The organism is Ignavibacteriota bacterium (assembly GCA_016218045.1).
Lineage (GTDB): Bacteria > Bacteroidota > Ignavibacteria > SZUA-365 > SZUA-365 > JACRFB01.
In genome coordinates, this window is the sequence record JACRFB010000039.1 from 73,949 (window position 1) to 99,078 (window position 25,130).

At 60.5% G+C, this 25,130-nt stretch carries 19 protein-coding genes; 18 read left to right on the forward strand and 1 reads right to left on the reverse strand.

The genetic code is table 11. The features are described 5' to 3' along the window. Positions 1-159: 159 nt before the first annotated feature. Together HY962_09715 and HY962_09720 are read left to right on the forward strand one after the other, a co-directional pair. Entirely contained in the window at positions 160-2,148 is a 1,989-nt protein-coding gene (locus tag HY962_09715) for a T9SS type A sorting domain-containing protein (GenBank protein ID MBI5647194.1), read from the forward strand. A 102-nt stretch (positions 2,149-2,250) separates the two neighbouring features. After that, positions 2,251-2,949: a hypothetical protein gene (locus HY962_09720; protein MBI5647195.1), complete on the forward strand. Its 699-nt coding sequence runs from the start codon at positions 2,251-2,253 to the stop codon at positions 2,947-2,949. On the opposite strand, the gene HY962_09725 is transcribed toward HY962_09720, so the two are convergent. Further along, positions 2,874-3,056, reverse strand: coding sequence for a hypothetical protein (locus HY962_09725; GenBank protein ID MBI5647196.1), 183 nt, complete (start codon positions 3,054-3,056; stop codon positions 2,874-2,876). The genes HY962_09720 and HY962_09725 overlap by 76 nt on opposite strands. A 262-nt stretch (positions 3,057-3,318) precedes the next feature. On the opposite strand from HY962_09725, the gene HY962_09730 reads away from it, so the two are divergent. From HY962_09730 to HY962_09805, 16 genes are all read left to right on the forward strand, one after another. After that, positions 3,319-6,075 carry a carboxypeptidase-like regulatory domain-containing protein gene (locus HY962_09730; GenBank protein MBI5647197.1) on the forward strand — a complete coding sequence of 919 codons (2,757 nt, stop codon included), beginning with the start codon at positions 3,319-3,321 and terminating at the stop codon, positions 6,073-6,075. Positions 6,076-6,312: 237 nt separating this feature from the next. After that, complete coding sequence (locus HY962_09735) at positions 6,313-8,130, forward strand: T9SS C-terminal target domain-containing protein (GenBank protein ID MBI5647198.1); 1,818 nt, start codon at positions 6,313-6,315, stop codon at positions 8,128-8,130. 30 nt (positions 8,131-8,160) lie between these two features. Next, the gene (locus HY962_09740; protein ID MBI5647199.1) at positions 8,161-10,464 is read left to right on the forward strand and encodes a T9SS type A sorting domain-containing protein; all 2,304 of its coding nucleotides are present in this window, start codon (positions 8,161-8,163) and stop codon (positions 10,462-10,464) included. A gap of 109 nt (positions 10,465-10,573) precedes the next feature. Next, positions 10,574-11,413 carry a T9SS type A sorting domain-containing protein gene (locus tag HY962_09745; GenBank protein ID MBI5647200.1) on the forward strand — a complete coding sequence of 280 codons (840 nt, stop codon included), beginning with the start codon at positions 10,574-10,576 and terminating at the stop codon, positions 11,411-11,413. Positions 11,414-11,426: 13 nt separating this feature from the next. Continuing rightward, positions 11,427-11,957 carry a hypothetical protein gene (locus HY962_09750; GenBank protein ID MBI5647201.1) on the forward strand — a complete coding sequence of 177 codons (531 nt, stop codon included), beginning with the start codon at positions 11,427-11,429 and terminating at the stop codon, positions 11,955-11,957. Between the two features lie 198 nt (positions 11,958-12,155). After that, positions 12,156-13,550 carry a hypothetical protein gene (locus tag HY962_09755; GenBank protein MBI5647202.1) on the forward strand — a complete coding sequence of 465 codons (1,395 nt, stop codon included), beginning with the start codon at positions 12,156-12,158 and terminating at the stop codon, positions 13,548-13,550. A gap of 173 nt (positions 13,551-13,723) precedes the next feature. Further along, positions 13,724-16,075, forward strand: a complete 2,352-nt coding sequence (locus HY962_09760) for a hypothetical protein (protein ID MBI5647203.1) — start codon at positions 13,724-13,726, stop codon at positions 16,073-16,075. Positions 16,076-16,320: 245 nt separating this feature from the next. Next, entirely contained in the window at positions 16,321-18,123 is a 1,803-nt protein-coding gene (locus HY962_09765) for an alpha-amylase (GenBank protein ID MBI5647204.1), read from the forward strand. A 171-nt stretch (positions 18,124-18,294) separates the two neighbouring features. Next, on the forward strand, positions 18,295-19,701 hold the full coding sequence (gene atpD / locus HY962_09770; protein MBI5647205.1) for a F0F1 ATP synthase subunit beta: 1,407 nt from the start codon (positions 18,295-18,297) through the stop codon (positions 19,699-19,701). A gap of 12 nt (positions 19,702-19,713) precedes the next feature. Beyond that, a complete protein-coding gene (locus tag HY962_09775; protein MBI5647206.1) occupies positions 19,714-20,121 on the forward strand; it encodes a F0F1 ATP synthase subunit epsilon in 408 nt (135 codons plus the stop codon). A gap of 99 nt (positions 20,122-20,220) precedes the next feature. Beyond that, entirely contained in the window at positions 20,221-21,306 is a 1,086-nt protein-coding gene (locus HY962_09780) for a mannose-1-phosphate guanylyltransferase (protein ID MBI5647207.1), read from the forward strand. Positions 21,307-21,353: 47 nt separating this feature from the next. Further along, positions 21,354-21,761, forward strand: coding sequence for a septal ring lytic transglycosylase RlpA family protein (locus tag HY962_09785; protein MBI5647208.1), 408 nt, complete (start codon positions 21,354-21,356; stop codon positions 21,759-21,761). 24 nt (positions 21,762-21,785) lie between these two features. Then, a complete protein-coding gene (locus tag HY962_09790; protein ID MBI5647209.1) occupies positions 21,786-23,264 on the forward strand; it encodes a polysaccharide deacetylase family protein in 1,479 nt (492 codons plus the stop codon). Positions 23,265-23,559: 295 nt separating this feature from the next. Continuing rightward, positions 23,560-23,805 (forward strand): hypothetical protein, encoded by a 246-nt coding sequence (locus HY962_09795; protein ID MBI5647210.1) that lies wholly within the window; start codon positions 23,560-23,562, stop codon positions 23,803-23,805. Positions 23,806-23,928: 123 nt separating this feature from the next. Continuing rightward, positions 23,929-24,612, forward strand: coding sequence for a hypothetical protein (locus HY962_09800; protein ID MBI5647211.1), 684 nt, complete (start codon positions 23,929-23,931; stop codon positions 24,610-24,612). A 190-nt stretch (positions 24,613-24,802) separates the two neighbouring features. Continuing rightward, positions 24,803-25,130: hypothetical protein (locus HY962_09805; protein ID MBI5647212.1), on the forward strand; the 328-nt coding region annotated here is incomplete at its 3' end.

Sequence of the window (25,130 nt, forward strand, 5' to 3'; positions counted from 1 at the left end):
GTCGCGCGCAAGATACACACGGTCCGCACAGCGCGAAACGCCGCACACAATACATCCGGCACCGCGGCCCGCTTGCGCCTCCCGACTCCACGTCGTATGTTGGTTATCAGACTATAACATCTTGTTCTCTACAAAGTACCTTTAATCCGGGAGCCGATCATGGGTGGAACGCCGGTACAAAATCGTGTGCAACGAGTGGTATTCCTGCTGCTTCTCTCCGCAATGCTGTTCGCATCCGAGGCCTCCGCGCAGCAGTACACGCGGGTGACCACGGACGACTGGGCCGAAGGCATCGACTACGCGACACCGTTCATCGTCGACATCGACGGCGACGCGAAACTCGATCTTCTCGTCGGTTCGAGTGCCGGGCCGATCCGCCGCTTCGAACAGAGCGCGCCTCTCTCCATCACCTTTACACTCGTGGATGGAAATTTTCTGAACCACACGAACGAATCGGAATCCGCTGTCACCGGGGCCGACCTCGACGCCGACGGAAAACTGGATCTGCTTGTCGGAAACAATGACGGAAAGCTCTACCACTACAGGCAGCGCGCGGCGAACGGTGAAGAGTTCGAGCTTGTGACGAGCAATTTCGCAAACATCGACATCGGCGCGCATGCGGTGCCGACACTCACGGATTTTGAAGGCGACGGATTGTACGATCTTGTTGTCACGGAGTCGTCGAGTCCCGTGCATCTCTTTCGACAGAAGGCCCCCGGGTCGCTCGAATTCATTGCGGGCAAGCCGGATATGTTCCAGCTCCGGACCTCGTACCCCTCGGCCTGTTTTGCCGATCTCGATGCCGACGGACGTCTCGACGCGTTGTTCCCCAACGGGAACAACGGCACGATTCGGCATTATGTGCAGGACGCCGTCGTCAAGGATTCGTTTATCCTTGCCGGCACGGATTTCAGCGGCATCAGTGGCCATCCGCTCGGTGTCGCCTGCGCGCGCGACCTGAATGCCGACGGCCGTCTCGAACTACTGATCGGCGACAGATACGGCCGGGTGGTGATGTACGGGCAGACTGCGGCCGGATCACTCGATTTCAGCACCGTGCTCGATTCGCGTGTCATCGGTATCAGGGATTATGGATCCGAACAGTGTATCGCCGCGACGGATCTCGACGCGGACGGCCTGCTCGACATTCTTATCGCAACTCTTGTCGACGACAATGCGGGACGATCCGCATTTGCACGTCTCGAGCAGGATCGTGCGGGCTCGCTCTCCTTCTCGACGCAGCCCATCACCGTAGCCGCGGACCTGGACGGCGGCTGGCCCGGCTTCGGTCTGCATGACATCGACGCGAATGGTCGCATCGACATGATATACAGCCGCGCGGGGGGCTACCTCTCGCGTCTCGAGCAGAGGAACGGCCGGCCGGACGTCTTCGATCTCGTCACGCCGCTTTTTTCCGGTGGCATCGATCCGCCCGGAAACGCCACATTTCCATCCTTCGTCGATCTCGACGGCAACGGCCGTCTCGACATGCTTCTGAATACGTCGAACAGGAAGACGCTGCACTATGAACAGAACGCGGCAAACGACACCGCCTTCACGCTTGTGTCCGACGAACTGCGCGAGCTGAACAACACCTATTATCCGTACTCGTCCTTCCGCCGTGATGCAGTGACAGGTCGGCTAGTGATGGTTCGCACCTACGCAAACCGGCTTACGCTGTACGCGCAGGACAGCGTGCGGCCTTCATGGTTCAACGCAATCGGCACTATCCCGGGTCTCGAGATCCGCTCGTTCCCGCAACCTGTTTTTGCCGACATCAATGCCGACGGAGTATCGGATCTTCTCGTCGGAAATCAGGAGGGGGGCATCAGTCTCTTCCTCGGCAGCGGACCCAGCGCCGCCTCCGCGCCTGCGTCACCCTCGGGCTTGCGCATCCGCGCGGTGTATCCGCAGCCCGCCGCCACGGAAATGTGGGTTGATTTGGGTGCAACGCCGGGCTTGCTCGATATGTCGATACATGACGTGCTCGGGCGCAGTGTGCGCACTTTCACCGCGGTCAATTCCGATGTCACGGACCGCATCATGCGTATGGATGTGTCGGCTCTCCCGGCAGGTCCCTATCTCCTGCGCGTGCGCGGTGGCGTGTCGGAATCGGCGCGTCTGATCAGTATCGGCGCACACCAGTGATTTGTTCCTCGCGGGACCGCCGATACGAGAATCTGTTGTTTTGATCGAATCGGAGTGCCACATTCCCGGGGTATGTTTCCTCCGCTGAATACACTCCGTGTCATGTCGCTCCTTGCGCTTGTGTCCGTCCTCTGTACACACGGAGGTTGTGCCGGCGTCGATGCCGCGCAGAACGCGGGAATCACCGTGCAGCAGATCCGCCAGCTCGAGGATCTCGACGCTGTGTTGCCGCTGATGCCGGATTCGATCGCCGCCATTTACCGTGCGTACGATACCGAGGCCTTCTATGCGCAGCATGACGCGCGAATCGGGTCTGTGATCCGGCTGCTCGACTCCCTCAACGGGTGTGTTCCACCCGGTTTCCAATTCGATTCCCTGGTCATCGACCATTCTGCGGCATCCTTCGGCCTGGCGGGCCGCATCCATCACACCTTTGCCATATCCAGCAGCTATTTTTTTCTGTTTCAGGATGCGCGCGTGCTCAGGTCCGTCGTATTCCACGAATTTGGGCATGTGATGTACGACCTTCTCCCCGCGGCGGTCAAGGACACACTTACTCATGTGTGGGACACCCTCGGCCGTGCATCCCTGCTGTATCTTTTTACGGACGGCGAATACTCCCACAACGCAAAATTCGGCGGTCATCCGTACGACAGTCCCGCGGAATTGTTTGCTTCGACCTACAACCTTCTCCACAATAATCTGGAAGAGCTCGACGCCCGCGTTCAGTACATCGATGAAGGCGCATTTTGGACTGTGCGACGACTCCTCGCTCTGGTATTGCTCGAGACCCCTGTTTGAATGTACACGTGATGAAACTGTTCGTGTGAGGGAGCGCGTGGACGGAAATAAAGGGGGCGGTGTTGACGCACCGCCCTGCAAACCGAAGAATTTTGGTGAACCCAGATCGGGAGATTCTGCGTTTGCCGAGCAAATGTAGCGGACGCTCACGCCACATGCAATGAGGCGCGCGCTGAACAGCGCGCGGTCGTAACACCTTTCTCACGCATTCCACACTGCACGCTGTCTGAACGGTAACACGGCGCCGCTAGTTTGGTGGACGCGTGCATGCTCAGCAACCCCGCCTATGCACAGCCCATCTCCCATCCAATAATATCGAAGAGTATGATGCTGAATTTTCCGCGATTGATTGCCATCGCACTGATAAGTATGACCGCCACAGCATCCGCGCAGACAGGGTCGTTGACGGGAACAGTGCGCGACGCGCACAGCGGTGAGGTCCTCATCGGCGCAAATATCCTTGTGGTAGAGAGTCGGAAGGGCGCGTCGAGCGATCTCGACGGCAAGTTCCTGATCCGCGGTCTTCAACCGGGCACGTATACTGTGAGGGCGACGTACGTCGGCTACAGACAGAAGACCATAACCGCTGTCACCGTTCTGTATCAACAGCAGAGGACACTCGATATCCTGCTGGACGAGGCGACGGTGCAGACGCAGGAGGTGGTGGTCACGGGAGAAAGACAGACCAACACCGATGCCGCGGTGCTTGCCGCGCGGAAACGTTCCGCCACGATTGCGGACGGCATCAGCGCCGAACAGGTGAAACTGACACCCGACGCCACGACGGGCGACGCGCTCCGCCGTGTGACGGGCATCTCGCTCGTCGACAACAAGTTCATCTTTGTACGCGGCGTGACCGACCGATACAACTCCGCCATGCTCAACGGCGTCTCGGTCACCAGCACCGACACCGACAGCGATAAAAAAAGTTTTTCCTTCGATCTGGTCCCGTCGAACCTCGTGGAAAACACGATGGTGACCAAGACCGCAACGCCGGATCTGCCCGCCGATTTTACGGGAGGACTCGTGCAGATCAACACGCTCGACTTCCCCGACAAACCGATCGTCAAGCTGAGTTTTTCCTCGTCGTACAACGAGCTTGCAAATCTCCGCACAGTGAACATGTCGCAGGGAGGAGGCAGCGATTGGACGGGATTCGACGACGGTACGCGCGATTTCCCGTCGGGGAATTTCACGTCGCACAATCTGGCGCAATCCCTCCCGAACAACTGGGCGCAGCAACAGAAACGTTCGCCGATGAACATGTCCATGAACCTGTCCTACGGCAACCGACTGGTGTTGAACGACGAGGCGGATCAACTCGGCTACATAGCCGCGCTGTCGTATCGCAACGGGTATTCGCGCAGCAATCTCCATTATTCATACACACGAGCGGGCACACATATTTACAGCGGCGGCGGGCCCAAGGATGTCGCCTCGGTGCAGTGGGGCGGGCTGTTCAACCTGAGTTTCAAGGTCGGGGGCAATCACAAATTCAGTTTCAAGAACAACTTCAACCAGTCCGCCGACGACAAGGCGTCCGCCTACCGTATCGTCGATGAGAACGAGAACGACCGTGCAGTACACGTGACGGAGTGGGATCAGCGGTCGATGCTTGTGTCGCAACTCAGCGGGACCCATCATTTTCCGGACGTGTCCGGTCTCGATGTCAACTGGCGACTGTCATACACATCGTCCACATCGAAACGTCCGGATCGTAAAACCTACATCTATTCGAAAAACATCCGGGCACCGGAGAGCGAAATGTATCTCGAGCGTGGCGACCGGTCGTGGGCGAACCTCGACGAGTTTTCTCGCGGGGGCGGTTTCGACGCGCAGCTTCCCATTGCGGGCGTCAAATTAAAGGCCGGAGCCTTGATCGAGAAGCGTGAACGCTACTTCGACATTAAGTTTTTCCTCGCCGAACTCGAGCGCGGCAGCAATGCGTGGAATCTGCTCGGCCTGCCCATCGGCCAGGTGTTCAACCCCGACAATTTCGGAGCCGGCAAACTTGTGATGACGCGGCTTTCGGACAAGCGCGATGTGTATTCGGGGGAACAGACGCTTGTTGCATCGTACGGCATGCTCGACATCCCTCTGTCGGGATTCGTGTCATTCTCCGGCGTGTCGCCGTTCCTCGAGGATGTGCGCCTCGCGGGAGGAGTTCGTGTGGAAAATTCGGAACAGCGTGTGAATACCATCAGTCCGTTCAGCACCGACGAGGCGTTTATCGCGCGTGTCAAGAACGTCGACATCCTGCCTTCGGCGAATCTGACATTTGTCCTCAATCAATTGCTGAATCTCCGTTTCGCCGCAAGCCAGTCCGTGAACCGGCCCGAATTCCGTGAACTCTCGAGTTTCTACTTCTACGACTACAGCATTTACGAGGGCACATTCGGCAATCCACTGCTGCAGCGCGCGCTGTCGCGCAACTACGATGCGCGTGTAGAGTACTTCCCCGGACCGGGCGAAGTGGTGGCATTCAGTGTCTTTCACAAGCGTATCACAAACGCGATAGAACAGCGGATTCTCCCTTCATCAAATCCCGAACGCACCTGGTTCAATTCGCGCTTCGGCGTTAACGAGGGATGGGAACTCGAGGTGCGGAAGTCGCTCGATTTCCTGGGCGCGTACGGCACGAATTTCAGCGTCACCGGCAATTACACGCGCATCCGATCCGCCATTGAGTACCAGCAGGGCTACAAGGTCGACATGGGCGGCGGTGTGTATCTGGACGAATACCGGACGGAGACACGCGAGATGCAGGGACAGTCGCCATACATGTTGAACTTCTCGCTGCTCTTCCGCGAACCCGCGCTCGGCACCACGATCAACCTCCTGTACAACCAGTTCGGCAGCCGTCTCGACGCCGTGGGTGACGAGAGGGCGCTGGACGTGTACGAGGAAGCGCGCGGGGCGTTCGATCTGACAATCACGCAACCGGTCATCGCGCGCCTCGACGCAAAATTCACAGCAAAGGAGTTGTTTGTCGTAAATCCGGAGCGCACGGATCGGGAGTCCGGTGACAGGTCAAACGAGCGCCGTTTCACGACACGCGAGGGCAACGAGTACAAGCGCATACTCACAGAGCCAACGTACTCGTTGCAGCTTTCATACACATTCTGAACCGGCGAACATCGAATCCGAACGCGCGCCGCACCGCGGCCTTACACCCGCGGCCTAGTTTTGTGTCCATGTTTGACGGATACAGCCGTACGCAACAACCGACAACCCGCGTCCACCAACATATAGATGTCGGCAACAAACCGTGGAAACCGTGAATGGCAGGGTGTTGACGCACCCGATAATCGACCGCAGCAAACGAAGAATTGGTGAACCCAGAAACCACAGTGGAGATTCAAAATGAGGAAAATATTTTCTGTTGCCCTGTTCGTTGCGCTTCTTGCGGTATCGCAGGCAGTGGCGCAACCGACAGTGATTCTCGGCCCGGGCCTCGGCGCCGGCCGTACCGTGTACCATCAGACCGGCAATCGCACGCTCGATGCCGACACGACATACATCCTGACCGGTCTGTATTTCGTGGACTCGACCTATAGTCTGACGATCGAGCCCGGCACGATCATCCGCGGCGACACCGCGGCGACACTGATTATCGGTCGCGGCGCGACGATCAATGCAAACGCGACCTCGTCGAATCCGATCGTGTTTACGAGTCTGAAACCGATCGGTTTCCGTGCTCCAGGCGACTGGGGCGGCTTGGTGATACTCGGCAACGCGCCGTCAAATCAGGTGAATCCGCTCATCGAAGGCGGTATCATCCCCGGATCCTACGGTGGGTCCAACCCGAACGACAATTCCGGAACCTTTCGCTATGTGCGCATCGAGTACCCCGGATACCGATTCCAGCTCAACAACGAGGTGAACGGACTGACGATGGGTGGTGTCGGCCGCGGCACGACCATCGAGTACGTGCAGGTCAGCTATTCGTTCGATGATTCCTTCGAATGGTTCGGCGGCACGGTGAACGCCCGCTACCTCGTGGCTTTCGGCGGCACGGATGATGAATTCGACACGGACTTCGGCTACCAGGGATTTGGACAGTTTTTATTCGGTCTGAAAGATCCCGCGTACTGGGATCCGACAGGCGAGACCAATGGTTTCGAAACAGACAACGAGGGATCGGCGAGCTACAAGGTGCCGCGCACCATGCCCCGTTTTTCGAACGTGACACTCGTGGGCGCGAAACGAGTCGATTCCGTGTCCATGTTCAGCGGAAACAAGTTCCAGTACAGCGCTGTGGTTCGTCGCGGCACGATGTTTTCGTTCTACAACTCCGCCATACTCGGTTATCCCGGCGGACTGTCGCTGCGCGACTCCATCACCTTCCGCTCCGCCCTCAACGATTCACTGCAGATTCGCACAAGCAGCATTGCGGCCTACGATGGAACCACATACCCTGTGATCCACGCGTCCGGCGCGGCTGGTTTCTTCACATTGACCGCGCTGCAGAGCTGGTTCAACAACGCGGCGTACAACAATCTGGGCGGTTCGGCCGCGCGTACAGCAAGCGCCATCGGACTTGTGGATCTGAATAATCTGAATAATCCCGATCCGCGACCGGGCGTCTCCACCGAACTTGCCACAGCCGGCACCGAGTTTTCCGTTCCGCGCGGCTGGGCCGGGACGAATTTCTCCTTCGATTCGACGACATACCGCGGCGCGTTTAATCCGGCGCTCGGCATGAATGCGCAGTGGACGTCGGGCTGGACGAATTTCGATCCGCAGAACACACACTACATGAACACCGGCTGGAATCTAGTCTCGGTGCCGCGTGTCCCCGCGTCGTTCGACGCGACGTCGCTGTTCCCGACACGCGCCTTGAGCGACGTGTGGGCCTTCAGCAGCGGGTACACCAGCGCCACGACGCTGTCGAACGGTCCCGGCTATTGGGCCTATTACAGCGCCCCGAAGGCGAATCCCATTTCCGGCGGCGTCATCGCCACACCGCTGACACTTGCCACCACCACCGGTGCGGGCTGGGTGCTCATCGGTTGCAAGTCGACACCGGTCAGCACCTCGGCACTGTCCGTGACGGGTGCGGGCGTCGGTTCCGACTATTACGGATTCACGGGTTCCGGGTATTCCGCCGTGACGACGCTTGAACCGGGCCGCGCGTACTGGGTGTACGTGACCGGCGCGACCACCATTTCCATTCCTTAACAAGAACATACATCCCTTTTGGAGACAATGATGATACGCAAGTTCATTGGAGCAGCGTTCCTCCTCGCCTTTCTGGCTACGGCCGCGCAGGCGCAGGTGGCATATAAACTCACCATTACGATCGGCACAGGCACCACCACACAGAACCTCGAACTCGGCATCAACGATGGCGGCGCGAGTTATCCCGCCAGCAGCAACGGCGTCGATACCGCCGCTGCATTCGGCGCAAACGGCAGTGTGGGCACGGCCGGCTTCCGCGAAAGTCTTGCGCCTCCCGCGCCTCCCGCACCCTTCGATCTCGACGCAAAATTCCTGAGCATGCCCGGCAGCCCCTCCACATTCCCGGCCGGTCTCGGCGCAGGCACCTTCCGCAACTTTCGCGCTTTTGTCAACTCGAGCACGGTCGACACCTTCCGCATCAAGATCTCGGGTGACGGCGGTTCGTGGGAAAACAACGGCGGCACGATTTCCTGGCCGTCCGGCCTGAACGCCTATGGCTCGTCATGGACCATACAGCCGCGCACAGGCACCGCATTTGCGGCAACAAACATGCTCACCAGCACATCGGTGACAGTGCCGGCCGGAAACAACCCGGTGGAAGTGTACATCATCAAAGTTGGCCAGATTGCTCCGAGCCCCGGGCCCACGTTCTCGGCCTCGCCGAATCCGCTCGCATTCGGATCGCGCAATGTGAACACCACGACAGACCTCGTCCTCACCGTCTCGAATCCCGGTACCGTGAACGCACTGAACGTGACGGCTGTAGACACGACGCTCGGCGGGCAGAGCTTCTTCTGGGTTGGCACCGCGCCGAATCCGGCCGGTTTCAACGTTCCGGCGAGCAGCTCGGTCAATTTCACAATCCGTTTCCAGCCGACATCGGGCGGCGGTTTCAGCGAGCAGATCGAATTCGCGCATAACGCGTCGGGCTCACCCTCCGTCATCAACATCAGCGGCACAGGCCAGGCCCAGGGCGGAGAACTTGTCTTCTCAGCCGACACGGTCGTGCGCAACGATCTCACCAGCGGGTATGTGGATTCGCTCACCGTGGCGACGTACGTCGGCGTACCGACACGTTCGCTGCAGCTTCGTCTGATCAACACGTACAGCCCCACGTCGAAGACACGCCTAACGGCCGTCTCGCGCGGCGCCCGCGTGGCCGATCCTTCGAAGTGGATCTTCCAGTATGAAATCGGTCATGGTCCGGTTGCGTCCGACCTCAGCTCCATCGATACGATCCGCCTCGTGATTCTCGGCACCAACGACTCGCTCGTCGCGGGTACCAGCACGGAATCGCTCGTGAAGTTCACGTACTCCACCGTCGACATCGGCACCGATTCCGCATGGAGCTCGATGGTCCTCACCGACATCGTCTCCTCCGACTGGCGCGGTGTCAGCACGCAGCTCACGGGCGACGCGCCCCAGCAGGTGCTTATCCTCGACCGTGGCGTCGGTCTGAACGGCGACACCAACGGCGACGGATTTGTGGATCTTCTCGATCTGCTTCAGGTGATCGACCACATCCTCGGTCGCATCACGCTGCAGACACGCGAATTCCAGCGTTCGGATGTGGCCCCGTGGCCGTCGGGCGACAACGCTCTCGATGCCCGCGACGTGGCACTCATACAGCAGATCATTCTGACGGGCGAGTATCCCGATGGTTCACCGATTCCGTTCACGGGCGGCAGCGTCCGCGCGATCTCGAAGACGGGCGCCGCGCGTCTCGTCGTCGACCTGACGCAGAATCCGGCCGTGGTGTCGATCGAAAGCAACGACGCCGTGAAGGGCGTGCAGTTCGATATCGCCGGTGCGGCCTCGAATGGCTCGGCGGTGTCCGATATGCAGAACGTGCTTTTCCGCCAGAACGGCGGCACGCTTCGTTCGGTGTTCTACCAGAACAGCGGCAGCGAACTCGGCGCCGGTGCGCATGTGATCGCGACCCTCCCGCTCGTGCAGATCGCGGAGATTGAGGTCCGCAATGTGGTTGTCGCAAACGCGATGAATCAACGCATCCCCGCCGAAGTGCTGGTCCGCAAGAGCGGCACCGACGTGCCTGCGTCGTTCGACCTCCTCGGCAACTATCCGAACCCGTTCAATCCGAGCACCACGATCTCCTTCGCGGTTCCGGCGCAGAGCAGCGTTCGCATCTCCGTGCTCGACATGCTCGGCCGCGAAGTGCGCACGCTCGTTTCGTCGACGGTCGATGCCGGCACACACAGCATTGTGTGGGACGGTCTCGACAATCACGGCGCCGCTGTGTCTTCGGGCATGTTCATGTACAGGATGCAGGCGGGCGATTTTACCGCCACCCGCACCATGACACTGCACAAATAATCGATTCATTCTCATTCGCGACAGGCCTGTCCGGCGCTTCGGCGCCGGGCAGGCAATCGCGTTCCACGACAGTGACACATCGCGCATCACAAATCGAAAGGATACACTCATGAAGTCTGTACTACCCGTCGTCCTTTTCCTCGCAGCCCTCGGCACCGCGGCAGCACAAACGCAGACGTCGTTCCTCGTGCCTCTGTATTTCAGCGCGGGACCGGAAAAAGACACGCTCCATTTTGGTGTGAATCCCGGGAACACCGTCGGCATCGATGACGCCGCGAGTTTTGGAAGCTACCGGGAATCGATGGCGCCCCCGACACCGCCCCCGCCCTTCGCCTTCGATACACGTTTCATTTCCTTGCCCGGGCGCGTGAGCACATACCCGACAGGTCTCGGAACGGGTGCGTTTCGCGATGTCCGCGGGTATAAGAGCAACGATCAGGTCGATTCGTTCCGCGTGCGTATCGACGGTGATCAGACGGATAACGGCGATGTGATTGTGAGCTGGCCTTCGAACCTCAAGGATTATGCGACGAAGTGGACCATCAAGCCGCAGACGGGAAGCGACTGGCCGGCGACAGACATGCTCACCACCACCTCGGTGACCATTCCCGCCGGTGCACAGAAAAACATCATCATTATCAAGACGGGCGCCTTCGTCACCGAAACGGAACGTGCGGCTGATCCGCAGGTCTTCGATCTCGCGCAGAATTTCCCGAATCCGGTGCACGCCGTAACGCAGATTTCCTTCACGCTTCCCGCGCAGCAATTCGCCACGCTCGACGTGTACAACCTCCTCGGCGCTCGTGTCGCGCGAGTGACCGCGCGTGAATTCGCGGCCGGCACCCATACGATCCGCTTCGATGCGAGTCGTCTGCCCGCGGGTATATACCTGTACCGGCTCGACTCGCAGGGAGCGAGTGTAGTGCGCCGCCTGCATGTGACACGATGAACTCGGTTGTATAATGCTGAGTTCATCAATCCTCATTGTGTTTTTTCTGCTCTGCGCCTGCGTGATGCCGCCAATGCGCGCCATCGCGCAGGTGCCGGTGCAGGATTCCATCGCGATATTGGCCTATGATGCGGCGGGGCAGAGCGGCGGCATCGTGATTGGGTACCATCCCGATGCCACAACCGGTTATGATCCTTTACTTGGTGACAAGCCCATACCGCCTGTTCCCGCGGTCGATGCGTTCGATTTTCGTTGTATTGATCCGCCAGGCCTGCGGCGCACCCCACCCACGGGTTGTTATCGCGACATTCGACGGCCGCAACCCGCGGCTGTGGCGGATACATTCCGCATTCGCGTGCAACCGCAGAATGGCGCTTTCCCCGTGCGCATCGGGTGGAGGCAGACGCAATTGCGTGCCTTCCGCGCCGCGTTCTTGCGGCTTTCGAACGACACGGGTGATGTCTCCGTCGACATGCACATATCGGAGCGGGTCGAGATCGCAGCGAACGCCCGACTAGACTTCCTGATCATTCTGACACGATAATATCGATCCGATCGCTCCAAAGATTCCGGAGGAACTCACATGCCGTCTGCTACACCACATCACACTGTCTGCTCACTTTTGAGATTGTTGCTGCTCGTTGTGTTCAGTGCGGTGACAATCACACCCGGCTCGCTGCGAGCCGCAACGGATCGGCCGGAGGAAACGCGGTACGCGGATCCTCGCGTGCAGGGAGGATTCGTGGTCTTCGAAACCTCAACACTCTCCGTGCTCGACAATCGCAGCGACGTGGAGGTCCGCCTCGCCTTGTCAGACTATGACGGCGATTCGCTTTCAGCGCTGCAATTCAGTGTCGTGAACCGTGTCGGCCATCTGCGTTTCGAAGCCGCCCGGCTTGGCGATTCGCTCGCGGCGAGCGGTTCCTGGTATTTCTCGCACTACATACGGCGCGGGGCACTGCAACCGGATCTCGGTGCAACCGACACACTGACGGTGATTATGTTCGGCCTGAATGGCACAGCAATCACGCCAGGAAGCATCCCGGATCTCGTGCGCATATCCTTTGCCGTCTCAGATATTTCTCTTGCGACGGATTCGACTTCGCTGCGCATCGAGAATGCGGTTGGCTCGCTGCGGAATGGCTCTGATGCCATGCTGTTGGGCGGATCCGATCTCGCGCTCAGTATCATGAACACGGTGCAGAAGGGTGATGTGGACGGCAATGACGAGGTCGATATCAATGACGTGCTCGGACTCATTCAGGCGATCCTCGGCCGCGAGACGTTGACCGGTTCAACTTTCACACGCGCCGACATCGCACCGTGGCCTTCGGGTGACGAAGTCCTCAACGTGCGCGACCTTGTGCTCACGCAACGTGTCATCCTCGACGGACTCTACCCCGACGGCACACCCCTGCGCTTCGCTCCGCGGCATGGCGGGACCACGGATGCATCCGCGCCTTCGGCCGCTCCGGATGTGCGCATGGTCGTCTATGTGCACGCCGACGGTCTCTCGCTGCACATGACAAACAATCCGCGCGTCAAGGGCATACAGCTCGAATTGAACAACATGCCCGTCGTGCCTGATACCGTCCGTCTCCGAACCATTTTCGATCCGGGACCGACGTGGAATCGCACATCGTCGAATGTGCTGGTCCTGCTCATGAACAACGATGCCGCGCTGTCCGTGCCGCCCGGTTCCCAATACGTGACGCACCTTCGCTTTCCGATCCCCAGTCCGTTTCAGGTGAACATCAAGAAATTGATCGTGGCCGACGAGAAGAATCAGAAAATCACAAATCTCGAAGTGGCCATCGTGTACAGTCAGCCCAGCGAAGTGACCGCAGCATTGGTGCCCGGTGAGCTCAAAATCGGATCGATACATCCGAATCCATCTACCGGTGCATCCACTCTGTCCTATGCATTGCGGTCCACTGCAGCGGCGGAGCTTGCCGTGTACAACACGCGCGGAACGCGTGTGCGCACGCTGGCTCGCGGGATGATCGCGGCGGGCGATCACATGGCGGTGTGGGACGGTCGTGACGAACAGGGCGCGACCCTGCCGAACGGCGTGTACTGGTGCGTTCTGCAGGCCGCCGGGAATCGCGTCCTCAGAGCTGTCACCCTGCTTCGCTAATCCCGATGTGTCGCTCGATCTTTCTCCGTTCGCCATCCGCGGCATTTCGGGCAGCGCTCGTTCTTCCCCTCCTGACGTGTTTCTTCACGATCGTTACGCACGCGCAGCACATGAAGGTCGCAACACGAGATACCGCACCCCGTCCGTCATCACAGGCGGACGCAGTCGGTTGGATGGAACGATATTCAATCCCGGGTGTCAACGGCACCATCCATACTATTGCGACCGATGGCGATAACGTCTATGTCGGCGGTACATTCACCGAGGCAGGAGGTGTAGCGGCACGAAACGTCGTGCACTGGGACGGGTATGGCTGGCGTACACTCGGCAGCGGACTCGACAGCACTGTGCTTGCTCTCGCCGTCGTGGACGGGACTCTCTATGCAGGCGGCCTCTTCACCACCGCCGGTGGTGCGGTGATGCGGCATGTTGCACGATGGAGCGGGTCCGCCTGGGAGGCCTTGGGGAACGGTGTGCAGGGCGATGTGCGCGCGCTGCATGCACGCGGCGATACTCTATACGTCGGCGGTTATTTTTCCATTGCCGGTGCTCTTACGGCAAACAATATCGCTCGATATCGCGCCGGCATCTGGTCCGCGCTCGGAACCGGCACAAACGGTCCGGTGAACGCCATCACGGTACATCGCGATACACTGGTGATCGGCGGCGAATTTGCCGGGCGTGTCGCCCGCTGGACGGGCACGGCTTGGCAGACCCATGTCACCGCAACAAACAGCACCGTGCGCGCGCTCGTTTCATCGCCGCACGGCTTGTACATCGGCGGCGACTTCACCATCGCAGGCGGGGAACTCGCGTCGCGCATCCTCTGGTATGATGCTGGCGCCTACGTGCCGCTGACCGCGGGTGTGAACGCCCCCGTCCACGCCCTGTATGCCGATTCCACCAGCATGTATGTCGCGGGACAGTTTACCCTGGCGGCGGGTCTTGCCTGCGCACACATCGCCCGATGGGACGGGCTGTCGTGGTACTCGCTCGGCAGCGGAACCGACACCACCGTCTACGTGCTCGCTGCCACACCGTCGAAACTGCTTGTCGGCGGTGCGATGACACGTGCCGGTGGACTCGCGACTCGGACCCTTGCGTATTGGGATCAGGCGGGGTGGCATGCCACAGGATTCGGACTGGATGGTCCGATATACACCCTTCTCGTGCGAGATTCGCTTCTGTATGCAGGAGGCAGTTTTGCGCACGCCGGTGGTGTGCCGGCGATGAATATCGCGGTATGGAACGGATTGACGTGGGCACCGCTGGGAACTGGCACAAACGGCCCGGTCTTCACGCTCTTTGCCGTTGGCTCCGATCTGTACGCGGGTGGATCGTTTTCCTCGGCTGGGGGCATCGCTGCCGGCCGCATCGCGCGCTGGGGCAGTGGTGGCTGGTCTGCGCTGGGGAGCGGGTGCAACAATCTCGTGGACGATATCGACACGCTGGGTGGCGCGCTGGTGGTTTCCGGGGCCTTTACGCTGGCGGGGGGGACATCGGCAAACCGTGTAGCCCGCTGGGACGGTGCGACGTGGTCGGGACTGGGCGGCGGCATGAATGGCCGTGTGGTTGCACTCGCGTCGAAGGGCGGCGTTCTTTATGCGGGCGGCGAATTTCTCACCGCCGGCGGTACATCCGCGCAACGAGTCGCACGATGGAATGGAACCGCATGGTCCGCACTCGGCACCGGCGTCGACGGAACCATAGCATCGCTCGCGACCGATGACAGCGGCCTCGTTGCCGCGGGGTACTTCACAAGCGCCGGCGGGTATGCGGCGGGACGTGTCGCCCGCTGGACCGGCGCAGCGTGGACCCCGCTCGGGCTAGGGATGAATGGGCCTGTGCTCGACATATCCATGGCTCAAGGGCGCGTGTACGTGTGCGGTTCCTTTACATCGGCGGACGCACAAAGTGCCACCAATGCGGCGGCCTGGGATGGCAGCCGTTGGGAATCCTTCGGCGGTGGACCCGAGGGAAACGCTCACGCTCTGGCATTGACGGACTCGGGCATGTTTCTCGGAGGAGATTTTTCCGTAGCGGCAGGGAATGCCGCTGGATCGATTTCGCGGTGGGCACGTCCGGTATTCACGATGTACGGATCAGGATGGAACATCATCAGTCCACCCCTGCTTGCGCAGGGCTTTCAGCAGTCGTCGATCGGAGGCCTGTCGTTACAGGATCTGTGGCGCATGGAAGCGGGCAGGTACACGAATCCACTCCGGCTCGATGCGGGCGAAGGGTATTGGACGTATCTGCCGGCTCCGGATTCCATCGCGTATACGGGTGTTCCCTTCGACTCCACAAGACGCATCGTAACCGATGCACCGGGGTGGATACTTGTTGGTGCCGTCAGCCGGCCTGTTGCGGCCTCTTCAGTGAGAACAGTGCCTTCATCCGCCTATCTTGCGGGATCGTTGTATGGATACAGCGGCGGCATGTATACGACACCGTCGCATCTGGTCCCCGGTCGCGGGTATTGGATGTACATATTGCAGAACTGCGAGGTGATGATCGGTCCCTAATCGGGCGGTGCCGGATATTCCACTGCGCGGGTTGATCGGGGGAACAACACTGCGATGGAAAAATGAGGGAGGACGGAATGTGGAACGGGGAAATCCGGGCACAGTGTGCGGCGCTCTTCACAGGTTCTCCGCGCCCGGTACGGAAGCGCGCCGCGCTTCCGTTTTTTTTTGCTTTTCCCCATATTCCGACATGCCTCGCCGCCGGACCTCGCGCTCCGGCGTTTCTGTTCCGACAAATACCGCCCGTGCCACGCTCCCTTCTCCCCCTTATTCCCGTCCTTCTCGTGCTTGCCGCGCCTGTGCGCGCGCAGGCGCCGGCGCAGCAATGGCCGGTGCCCGACTGGGCGCGCGGCATGATCTGGTACAAACTGATCATCGACCGCTTCGAGAACGGCGATCCTGCAAACGACCCCACTGCGCGTGATCTCTTCGGCGAGAAGGCGCGGCCCTGGGACATTTCGCCGTGGACAGGGAACTGGTACATGCTGAGTGTCAAGGAGCGCATGAGCAGCGAGCGCTTCTACGACAACGCGTTCCTGCGCCAGTATGGCGGCGACCTCGAGGGGCTGCGCACACGGCTCGGGTATCTGAAGTCGCTCGGCGTGACGGGACTGCAATTGAGCCCGGTCTTTGAAAGCACGTCCTCGCACAAGTTCGACGCACACTCCTTTCATCACGTGGATCCGCGGCTCGGACCACGCGGCGCCGCCGACACCTCGTATCTGCACCGCGAGCAACCCGACAATCCCAAGTCGTGGTACATGACGGCGGCCGACCGCAAGTTCATCGAAGTCGTACACGCCGCGCACGATTCCGATATGAAGGTGATTGTGGACGTGCAGTTCGCGCATGTCAGCGTCAATTTCTGGGCCTTCCGCGATCTGCTCGAGAAACAGGAGCGCTCGGCCTTTGCATCGTGGTTCTTTGTCGACGAATGGGACAGGCCCGAGACACCGTTTGCCTCGGAATTCAGTTACCGCTCGATGTTCGGCGTGAACGCCTTCCCCGTGCTGCGCAAGGATTCACTCGGTCTCGTGTCCGGTCCGCGCGAGTACGTCTTCGCCGCCGTGCGCCGCTGGATGGATCCGAACGGCGACGGCGATCCCTCTGATGGTGTGGACGGCTGGCGTATAGAATTGTCGCACGAACTGTCGCTGCTTTTCTGGGAACAGTTCATCGGTTTTGTGAAATCTGTGAATCCCGCATGCCTGGTGATAGGCGCACCGCACCCGGAGACACCCAAGGGAAAACGCCTGTTTGATATCGAGGAAACCAACGACTTCGCGCGGCTCGCGACAAAACTCCTGATCGGAGGACGCTGCACACCCACGGGTTTTGAATCGGGCATGGCCGAACAGCGCGCGTCGATGGAATCGGGCCTGGTGGACGCGCAGATAAACTGGATCGACAATCACGAGACCGATCGCCTCGCGTCGATGTGTGTGAATCCGGGCCTGGCTTTCGAGACGATGAACAGTTTCGTCGTGAATCCGTCATACCTGATACGGAAACCAAAAGCATCCGAGCGGGCAACACAACGCCTTCTGCTGCTTCTGCAATACACGTATCCGGGCTCGCCGGTGTTGTACTACGGCGACGAGGCGGGCATGTGGGGCGGCGACGATCCCGACTGCCGCAAGCCCATGCTCTGGCCGGAACACAGCTTCGAACCCGAGTGCGCCGTCGAGCTGAACGGCGATCCGGTGCGCTACGAGAACCGCTTCGACAGCACTGTCTTTTCGGCCTACAGCACGCTGCTCGCCCTGCGCGCCGCGCATGTGGCACTACGCGCGGGCGCGATGAGCACCTTCCTCATCGACGACGAACGCGGACTGTTCGGCTATACACGGCACGCGGGGGCCGACCGTGTCTCCGTGGTGTTTAATGCGGGTGACACACGGCAGGACTGCCTGATCCAGCTCGCCGGATTGCCCGAGGGATTACGCATCGACGCCCCGCTGCAGGGACTGACGTATTATTACGATCGCGACGGCCTTGCGCTCACCATCCCTCCCCGCACCGGGCTGCTCCTCATTCCCGCGCAATAATGACGGGCTTGCGCCCGATTTTTCCGGCGCAATGCGGCATTTTGTGTCCCTCGCCGGAACCCCGGCGTGAGGGCGGGTGTTTTTGAATGTGCCGCTGAAGTTGTAACTTTATCGGCTTTCAAATAAGTTACCGGGCATTTCACGCCTTTTTCGAACCTCAACACACTCATTATGAACAAAGGCAAGATCGTACAGGTCATCGGTCCCGTCGTGGACGTTGAATTCACCCAAGGGCAGTTGCCCGCCATCCTCAACGCGCTCACGGTCGAGCGGACGGAAGAGGGGGACAAGCAGGGCTTGCTCGTCCTCGAAGTGCAGCAGCACCTCGGGGAGGACCGTGTACGCACCGTCGCCATGGATTCTTCCGACGGACTCGTGCGCGGTATGGACGTCATCGACACGGGCAGGCAGATCACGGTGCCCGTCGGTCCCGGCACGCTGGGCCGTCTCATCAACGTGGTGGGTGAGCCGATCGACGGTCTGGGGGAAATTCCCGCCAGCACGCATTACGCCATTCACCGCCACGCGCCGAAGTTCGACACCTTGTCGACGCGCCGTGAAATGTTCGAAACAGGCATCAAGGTCATCGATCTTCTCGAACCGTACACGAAGGGCGGCAAGACCGGTCTCTTCGGCGGCGCGGGTGTGGGCAAGACGGTGGTTATCCAGGAATTGATTCACAACATCGCCACACATCACGGCGGTTACTCCGTGTTCGGCGGCGTGGGTGAGCGCACCCGCGAAGGCAACGACCTCTGGGTGGAGATGAAGGAGTCCGGCGTTCTCGAGAAGACAACACTCGTCTTCGGCCAGATGAACGAGCCGCCCGGCGCGCGCCAGCGTGTGGGCCTCACGGCTCTCACCATGGCCGAGTACTTCCGCGACGAGGAAGGCAAGGACGTGCTTCTCTTCATCGACAACATTTTCCGTTTCACGCAGGCCGGATCCGAAGTGTCGGCCCTGCTTGGACGTATGCCGTCGGCGGTGGGATACCAGCCCACGCTTGCCACGGAGATGGGTGAACTGCAGGAACGCATCACCTCGACCGACCGCGGGTCCATCACCTCCGTCCAGGCCATTTACGTGCCCGCCGACGATCTCACCGATCCCGCGCCTGCCACGACCTTTTCGCATCTCGACGCCACGACGGTTCTCAGCCGCCAGATCTCGGAGCTCGGCATTTACCCGGCCGTCGATCCGCTCGATTCCACCTCGCGCATCCTCGATCCGCTCATCGTGGGCGAGCGTCACTACAATGTGGCGCAGCAGGTGAAACGCGCGCTACAGAGTTACAAGGATCTTCAGGATCTCATCAACATCCTTGGCATCGACGAATTGTCGGACGAGGACAAGCTCATCGTGCACCGCGCGCGCCGCATCCAGCGTTTCCTTTCGCAGCCCTTCTTTGTGGCGGAACAGTTCACCGGTTTCCCCGGCAAGTACGTGCCCATCGAAGACACCATCAAGGGTTTCGAAATGATCCTCAACGGCGAGTGTGATCACATCGCCGAAAACACCTTCCTCTACGCGGGCGCCATCGAAGAAGTGATCGAGCGCCACGAGAAATCGAAGAAGTAACGGACGCAGCTTATGAGCGCCGCATTCGACCTCAAAATCGTCACCCCGAACCGGGTCGTGTTCGAGGGCAAGGCCGCGTCCGTGTCCTGTCCGGGCACGGAAGGGCGTTTCCAGGTCCTCGCAAAACACGCGCCGCTGCTCTCGTCGCTCGACATCGGCGAACTCGATGTCGTGGACGAGCAGAATACGCGCGTCGAGTACGCGGTAAGCGGGGGCGTGGTGCAGGTGTATCACAATGCCGTGCTCGTGCTCGCCGACACGGCGGAGCGCCGCGAAGAAATCGACACCGCGCGCGCTTCGGCCGCGCGCACACGCGCCGAGCAGCGACTTGCCGGACGCACGCCCGACACTGATGTGGAACGCGCGCGCGCGTCGCTGTACCGCGCGCTCAATCGCCTGAAGGTCGCCCGTCCTTCCTGAGCGGCGCCGCGGGGCGCGGCCTCTCCGGGGGCCGGCGTGTGATCCCCGTCCTCTTCCGCCCGCACAGGTCGCGATACAGCACCCGGAACCCGAGAAGCCATGAAGCTCTACGCGCTCATCATTGCCGGCGGAGTCGGCGCGCGGTTTTGGCCGCGCAGCCGTGAACGGTCGCCGAAACAACTGCTCGACATCGTCGGCGCCGGCACCATGATTCAGAACACCGTGTACCGGCTCGACCCGCTGATACCGGCCGAGAACGTGCTTGTGGTCACCAACGCCGTGCAGGCCGCGGAGATACACCGGCAGTTGCCGCGTGTCCCGCGCGAGAATATCCTCGTCGAACCCGCGGGACGCAACACCGCGCCGGCCATCGCCTTCGGCGCCGAAGTGCTGCGCCACCGCGTCGGTGACGCTGTGATGGTGGTCGTTCCCGCGGATCACCTCGTGCATGACGTCGTCGGATATCAGGACACGCTCAAGCGCGCGATCCGCACGGCGGTGAAGACGCGCGGCCTTGTCACGCTCGGCATCCGCCCCACACATCCCGAAACCGGCTATGGGTACATCCAGTACGACGACCGCGGCAGTGACAGCGATCTCGGCCGCCTCGGCGCACATCCCGTGAAGACCTTCGCCGAGAAACCGAATCTCGAGACCGCGAAGATGTTCCTCGAAAGCGGCGACTTCCTCTGGAACAGCGGCATGTTCATCTTCAAGGTGAAACCCATACTCAATGCCTTCGCGGAATTTCTTCCCGATGTGACCGACGAGTTCCGCCGCCTGCGTCCGCTCATCGACACGCCCGGCTTTGCCGCCGCGCTCGAGACCGCCTACCGCGGCATGCGCTCGATATCGATCGATTACGGCGTGATGGAGAAAGCCGAAAACCGCTACATCCTGCCCTCCGAATTCGGGTGGAACGACCTCGGGTCGTGGGACGAGGCCTATCGCGTGGCCGAGAAGGACGGCGACGAGAACGTGATCGTCGGCACCGTCTTTGCGCGCGACACGCGCCGCTGCCACATCTCGACGACGGCAAAACGTGTTGTCGCGGCGATCGGGGTCGAGGATCTCTCGATCATCGACACCGACGACGCGGTGCTGGTGTGCCGCAGAGGGCGTTCGCAGGAAGTGAAGGACATCGTCGATCTCCTCAAAAAACAGAATCTGAAAAAACACCTGTGACACGGGTCGCACTCACATACGGCCTCACGCTCGCGCTCGGGCTGCCCCTGCTCGGATTCCTGCAGGGCTGCGCGCCGTCGCGCGAACTCGACCAGCCCGATCCGCTCGCGGAATCGTCGGTGGTTGTGCGCGAATCGGCCGAGGGTGTCGCCTCGTACTACGCGAACAAGTTTCACGGGCGCAAGACGGCCAGCGGCGAGAGGTACGACAAGCGCCGCATGACCGCGGCACACAAGACGTATCCCTTCGGCACCTGGCTGCGTGTCACCTCGCTGCGCAGCGGCGCCTCGGTGATCGTGCGGGTCAACGACCGCGGACCGCTGCGCGCCAACCGCATTGTGGACCTGAGCCGCGCCGCCGCCGAGGAACTCGGCATGATCCGCGCCGGACTCGACCGCGTGCGCGTCGAGGTGCTCGACTGGAACGCCCGCACGGGCGTCGAGCGCGACGAGTAGCTCCGCACAGACGCGCAATCCCCGGTGAACGGCCCGCACGTGCTTCCCTGGCTGCTGCATTGCGCGCCCTCGTTCCGGCGTCCCGCGCGGTATTCCATCACCATGCTCGGACTCGCGGCCGGATTCGTGCCGCGTTTTCTCGACAGCGCCGCCGACGCGCGCGGCATCCCGCACTGCCGCTACGGCGTCGCCGATGACGACACCGCGGCCGCGGATTCCTGCATTCTCACCATCCCCGCCGCGCCCGATGCCGCGATGCTGACCGGCGCCACGACGCTCGACATCAGTCGTGCGGCGACACGCGCGCTCGATAATCGGATCTACCTGTCTCTTTTCCCCGCCTCCTCTCCGGGGGCCGCCCTCGACGAGGACATCGTCGCCGACGCCTTCTGTTTCCTGTCACTGCACGATCAGCGCAGCACGTCTGCGCGCGACGCCTTCGGGCGTTTCACCGCCGCGGCATCGACGCTCGGTCGACTGGGCCTGCTGCACCGTCCTGTTGTCGCCGAATACGCCTCGCTCCTGCGCGCGCTCCTGCGTGAACGCGGAGCGCACCTTGCGAGTCCGGCACGCTACAACGGACGCGAGGCGGGGTACTGCGTCACGCACGATGTAGATTACATCACGAGGCGCCGCGCTGGTTTTGCGTGGCATGAAGTGCGCGCGTTGTTTGGTGGATCCGGCACAGCGCGCGCGCGGTTTGAACGTTTTTCCGACTACCTGGCCGTCCTCGCCGGCCGGGGTGATCCGCCCGCCGTATCACTGCTGCGTATGCTCGCCGGCGAGCGCGAGAAGGGCGTCCGTGCAACATGGTTCTTGAAATCCGCCGCGCGTGATGCGCGCGATGTGCCGTACAAACTCGATGCCCCCGTGCTGCGCGAGGCCTTGAAGACCATACACGACGACGGCCACGCCATAGGCCTGCATCCGTCCTATCTTTCGTTTCGCGAGTCCGCCGACATTCTGCGTGAACGCACCCTGCTCGAGGGCGCGGCCGGTCGCCACGTCGATACCGTGCGGCAGCATTACCTGCGTTTCGAGTACCCCGACACCTGGCGCGCGCAGAGGGCGGCGGGATTGCGCTGCGACGCGACACTCGGTTTCGCGGAGTACGAAGGGTTCCGCAACGGATGTTGCCATCCCTTCCTGCCCTACGATGTGGAACGGGATGAGCCGATTCCGCTATGGTGTCTGCCCCTGCACGCGATGGACGGAACATTCCATCACTATCGCGGACTCGATCCCGCGCACAGCACGCGGATACTGGACGAATTAGCCGCCACAACCGCCGCCCATGGCGGGATTTTTTCGGTGCTCTTCCACAACATCGCCTACGACCGCCACAATTGGCCCGGGTGGGATATGGTGTTTGAACACACCCTGGATCAGGCCGTGGAAAAAAATATTTTTTCCGCTCCGATCGGCGAGACGATCGATGCCTGGCTCGCGGGACTCGGTGTGGATGGCGCCGAGGCAGTGCAAAAAATCGTCCTTGAAGGATAAATCAGCGAATTTTGCTTGCCTGGTGAACTTTCCCGGCATAGATTCGTACCATTCCATCATTCAAAAGTCCCGGGTACCCTCCGAAAATTTGCTACAGACCCTCTCCTGACCCTGAAACAAAATCACGGTTCTGCTCGTTAGAGTAAGGAGAGACGGTTTGGTGCATGCATTTTTTCGTAACCTATTACCGTTTTCGTTGTCTTAATAGAGTTCACAAAGCAGGAGACGCGTATCGGCAGCAGTTGTTAGTGCTTCGACCAGTTCCACCATCTCCACCATCCTTTTAGGAGGCACTATGCAGTACGAACAGAATCTTTACGACAATCCGCTCAAGGATTTGATCGACGACCAGACCTTTGCCGAGCTCGAGCGCCTGAAGCTCTTCAGCGACAAAGCCATTCGTGACTACAAGATTCGCCGCTTGTTCAAAACCATGCGCGAGACAATGAGCGCGGGCGATGCGATCGATCAGATCCGTGAGATGTATCCGTATCTCCAGTTCGACACGGTCAGGAAGATCGTGTACCAGATCAGCAAGTAAGCAGCAGCATAGATTTTTCGAAACCGCCCTCGTTCCCGGGGGCGGTTTTTTTTTAGGAGTTAGGATTTAGGAGTTGGGAGTTGGGATTTAGGAGTTGGGAGTTGGGACGGGGGACTGGGGAGTATGAACGCGGATGCGACGCAGAGCTTTCACTTTGCTACTTTCCACCTTGCTACTTTTCACAATCTCACACATGCGCATATGGGACATTACACGGGCCTCATGCACCTCGGACTCGAAGTGATGGGCGCGCGTGAGGTGCCCGTGTATGCCATGCCGCGCATGGCGGAGTTTCTGCGCGGCAATGGTCCGTGGAGCCAGCTCGTGAAGTATCGAAACATCACGCTGCACGAAATGGGTGTCGGCGCCGCCGTGCCTCTAGGAGGGGGATTGCGTGTCACACCCATACTCGTGCCGCATCGACAGGAATACTCGGATGTTATCGGACTGCGCATCGAGGGACCGCACGCATCCGTCCTCTTTATTCCCGACATCGACCGCTGGGAACAACTCGACAGCACAGGCACACGCATCGAGGACCTCATCGCCTCGGTCGACGTAGCGTATCTCGACGGTACCTTTTTCGGCGAAGGAGAGATCCCGGGCAGGGACATGTCGGCCTTCCCGCATCCGCTCATCACATCCAGCACCACACGATTCGCCGCGTTGCCCGCCGCGGAGCGTGCCAAGGTGCGCTTCATCCACCTCAATCACACGAACAAGGCCCTGTACCCGGGTCCGGAACGTGAAACGATTCTGCGAGCGGGGCATCGTGTGGCGGAGGAAGGGGAACGGGTGGGGCTGTAATCCAGAGATGCAATCAAATCGTTATATTCGGACTTTCTAGTTTTATACATTGACAACCAATGCGTGGGTCCGTACTTTGGATCGACGTCTGGTTCAATCGGCCGGAGTACGGTAGGCAGAAGGCATATCCCCGCGTCATGCCTCGTTCAGTCCCCCGGCATCACTCTATCAGAACACAATCGAAATACTCATGCACCGAGCCGTGTTGATAGCGAGTTTGTTCACGTGTACGATGGTGATGGCTCTCGCACAGCCGGAGCGGCCGCGGCTCCCATTGCAGACCGCGTCGACAGCGGAGCTCCCAGTGCGAATGCAGCTCACGAACGACATGACGATCGAACTGCTCGGACGCTGCCTCATCTACTCTGTGTCATATCAGCGGATGGTGTTTCCGCGTTTGGGTCTCGAAGGAGGTTTCGCCGCACTGGGCGGGTCGGATGCGAGTCTCTTGTTCTTCAGCGCCGGTGCGCGTTTATATCTGACCGAGAGTAACATATCGCCGTACATCGCGGGCGGAG

Excerpts from the sequence above, each read along its gene's own strand:
- HY962_09715 (MBI5647194.1), top strand. The coding sequence starts at position 160 with ATGGGTGGAACGCCGGTACAAAATCGTGTGCAACGAGTGGTATTCCTG.
- HY962_09720 (MBI5647195.1), top strand. The coding sequence starts at position 2,251 with ATGTCGCTCCTTGCGCTTGTGTCCGTCCTCTGTACACACGGAGGTTGT.
- HY962_09730 (MBI5647197.1), top strand. The coding sequence starts at position 3,319 with ATGACCGCCACAGCATCCGCGCAGACAGGGTCGTTGACGGGAACAGTG.
- HY962_09735 (MBI5647198.1), top strand. The coding sequence starts at position 6,313 with ATGAGGAAAATATTTTCTGTTGCCCTGTTCGTTGCGCTTCTTGCGGTA.
- HY962_09740 (MBI5647199.1), top strand. The coding sequence starts at position 8,161 with ATGATACGCAAGTTCATTGGAGCAGCGTTCCTCCTCGCCTTTCTGGCT.
- HY962_09745 (MBI5647200.1), top strand. The coding sequence starts at position 10,574 with ATGAAGTCTGTACTACCCGTCGTCCTTTTCCTCGCAGCCCTCGGCACC.
- HY962_09750 (MBI5647201.1), top strand. The coding sequence starts at position 11,427 with ATGCTGAGTTCATCAATCCTCATTGTGTTTTTTCTGCTCTGCGCCTGC.
- HY962_09760 (MBI5647203.1), top strand. The coding sequence starts at position 13,724 with ATGGAACGATATTCAATCCCGGGTGTCAACGGCACCATCCATACTATT.
- atpD (MBI5647205.1), top strand. The coding sequence starts at position 18,295 with ATGAACAAAGGCAAGATCGTACAGGTCATCGGTCCCGTCGTGGACGTT.
- HY962_09775 (MBI5647206.1), top strand. The coding sequence starts at position 19,714 with ATGAGCGCCGCATTCGACCTCAAAATCGTCACCCCGAACCGGGTCGTG.
- HY962_09780 (MBI5647207.1), top strand. The coding sequence starts at position 20,221 with ATGAAGCTCTACGCGCTCATCATTGCCGGCGGAGTCGGCGCGCGGTTT.
- HY962_09795 (MBI5647210.1), top strand. The coding sequence starts at position 23,560 with ATGCAGTACGAACAGAATCTTTACGACAATCCGCTCAAGGATTTGATC.
- HY962_09800 (MBI5647211.1), top strand. The coding sequence starts at position 23,929 with ATGAACGCGGATGCGACGCAGAGCTTTCACTTTGCTACTTTCCACCTT.